The following is a 2760-nucleotide window of genomic DNA, read 5'->3' on the forward strand; positions in this document are numbered from 1 at the left end:
CACCGACTACACCGACCGCGATCTGCAGTTTGGCCGCATCGCCGGCACGCTGCAGACCATGTTCCCCCAACCGGTCGTAAACACCGCCGTGGCCCTGGCCGTGCTGCACGCACAGACCGAGGAACTGGACCAGGACATGGGCCGCGCGTGGTTGGTGCATGGAGCCAACGCAGCCAGCGACGCCATCCGCTACACCGCAGCCTGGCGCACTGTGGGCCAGCGCCATGCACGAGCGCAGCAGCTGCAGCGCGTGCTGGCCATGGGCAATGACCTGGCGCGCCTCACGCGCACCCCCGGCCTGCGGATGATGCTGCGCATGATGAGGGGCCCGGCCAACGCGGCCGGCATGGGCGCGTTGCAGAGGTTTCTGGAGGCCGGGTTTGACACCTTCGGCCAGCTTGCGCGCCAGCGCGGCGGGGTAGAGCAGTTTCTGGCCACGATCGAGCAACGGGAGCGGGCGCTGATGGACCAGCTCTTCGATGCGGACCGTGTCACCTGCGAGACCCAGCTTGCCAACACCCTAGGACAAGCCCGATAGCCCGCAACGCGCCCGCCTTCCACAATCTGTGCCCACCTATCAATGGCATTTGGCGAGCACAAGGAAACAAGCGCATGGAAAAGATCTGGCTCAAGAGCTACCCCCCGGGCGTCCCACACGACGTGAAGCCCGAGCAATACCGCTCTGTGGCCCACCTGCTGGAAGAGTCGTTCCGCAAACACGCATCGAGCCCGTTTTCGGTCTGCATGGACCAGTGGATGACCTATGGCGAGCTGGAGCGCCGCTCGGCCGCGCTGGGGGCCTATCTGCAAAGCCTGGGCCTGGAGCCCGGTGCGCGCGTGGCCATCATGCTGCCCAACATCCCCCAGTTTGGCGTGACCATGGCCGCCGTGCTGCGCGCAGGCTATACCTGCGTAAACGTGAACCCGCTGTACACCGCCCGTGAGCTGGAGCACCAGCTCAAGGACTCGGGCGCCACGGCCATCGTGATCCTGGAGAACTTTGCCCACACGCTGGCTGAGGTCATTGACCACACGGCCGTCAAGCATGTGGTGATGGCCTCCATGGGCGACCTGCTGGGCTTCTGGTTTGGCAAATGGATCACCTTCGCCGTGCGCCACCTGGCCAAGATGGTGCCTGCCTATGACCTGCCCCTGTCGAACGGCCGCAAGGTCGTCACCTTCAAGAAGGCGCTATCGCTGGGCGAGCACAAGTCGCTCGCGCCCAGCCAGGCCACGCTGGATTCGATTGCTTTCCTGCAGTACACGGGCGGCACCACGGGCCTGTCGAAGGGCGCGGTGCTGACCCACCGCAACATCGTGGCCGCCACGCTGCAGGCCGAGGCCTGGTTCACGCCCGCGCTGTCCAAAGTGGGCGACCTGAGCAAAGCCAACAGCATTGCCGCACTGCCGCTGTACCACATCTTCGCGCTCACGCTGTGCCTGCTGGCCATCCGCCAGGGCTCCAGCCTCACGCTGATCCCCAACCCGCGCGACATTCCGAAGTTCGTGGCCGAACTCAAGAAGCGCCCCTTCCACATGCTGCCTGCGGTGAACACGCTGTTCAACGCGCTGCTGCAAAACCCGCAGTTCAAGACGCTGGACTTCTCCCACCTGTGCGTGTCGCAGGCCGGGGGCATGGCGGCCAGCGAGGGCACGGCCAAGCAGTGGCAGAAGGTGACCGGCAGCACGATGATCGAAGGCTGGGGCATGAGCGAGACCTGCGCCATCGGCACCAACAACCCGGTGATCAGCACCACGTTCAGCGGCAACATCGGCCTGCCCTTGCCAAGCATCGACATCGCCATCAAGGACGACGAGGGCAACAGCCTGCCACAGGGCGAGTCGGGCGAGATCTGCATCCGCGGCCCCAACGTGATGGTGGGTTACTACAACCAGCCCGAAGAGAACGCCAAGGCCTTCACGCCCGATGGTTTCATGCGCACGGGCGACATCGGCATCATGGACCCGCAGGGCTACACCCGCATCATCGACCGCAAGAAGGACATGATCCTGGTGAGCGGCTTCAACGTGTTCCCCAACGAGCTGGAGCAGGTCATCAGCCTGTGCCCCGGCGTGGTCGAATGCGCGGCCATTGGTGTTCCCGATGAGAAGCAGGGCGAGGCCATCAAGGTGTTCATCATCAAGAACGACCCGGCCCTGACCGAGGACGAAGTGGCCAACTACTGCCACCAGAACCTCACCGGCTACAAGCGCCCCAAGTACATCGAGTTCCGCGACGAGCTGCCCAAGAGCAACGTGGGCAAGATCCTGCGCCGCGAGCTGCGCAAGGCCTGAGGCCGTTGTTCCTAGCGGCAGAGCGACAAACGCTGCCCTCCATCACCTCCCCCAGGGCGCTTCGGCGCCCTTTTTCTTGGGCGTAAACCCTGCAGATCGCCCCACTGCGCCGGTAGTCCAATGTCTGCATCTTCGGGTTTTTACTGATTAGCAAACGTTTGCGCAAACGTTTGCTTTCGTTATCATCCCGATCGCGACAAGGCACCGGGCATCCGTAGCCGCTCCTTCTTGGGGGCGCTGCCGGGGATTTCCCTCCACGCTGTCGGTCGCCTTAGGGCGACGCTGGATAAGTCTCCGCGATGCGGCGGGCCCTGGATCGGGATGGACTGCAAGGCGCAAACCAGAGTGATAGCCGTAGCTACCGCGAGGATTTGCAACGCTGCAGACCGTCCTGAGCCAGGGATGCGCCGGGCGCAAGAGGCTTGTTCAGCGTTGCCTCAGTCCACATTCCAACCTGGAGACAAC

Annotated in this window: 2 protein-coding genes; both read left to right on the plus strand. The window is 64.1% G+C overall.

The annotated features are described in order from the left end of the window. Positions 1–538: hypothetical protein (locus tag DBR23_RS03865; protein ID WP_108497378.1), on the plus strand; the 538-nt coding region annotated here is incomplete at its 5' end. Between the two features lie 74 nt (positions 539–612). Continuing rightward, positions 613–2295: an AMP-binding protein gene (locus DBR23_RS03870; protein WP_108497379.1), complete on the plus strand. Its 1683-nt coding sequence runs from the start codon at positions 613–615 to the stop codon at positions 2293–2295. Positions 2296–2760: the final 465 nt, after the last annotated feature.

The organism is Acidovorax sp. HMWF018, assembly GCF_003061035.1.
Lineage (GTDB): Bacteria > Pseudomonadota > Gammaproteobacteria > Burkholderiales > Burkholderiaceae_C > Acidovorax > Acidovorax delafieldii.

Bases quoted from the DNA above. Each gene is read 5' to 3' on its own strand.
- DBR23_RS03870 (WP_108497379.1), top strand. From the start codon at position 613: ATGGAAAAGATCTGGCTCAAGAGCTACCCCCCGGGCGTCCCACACGAC.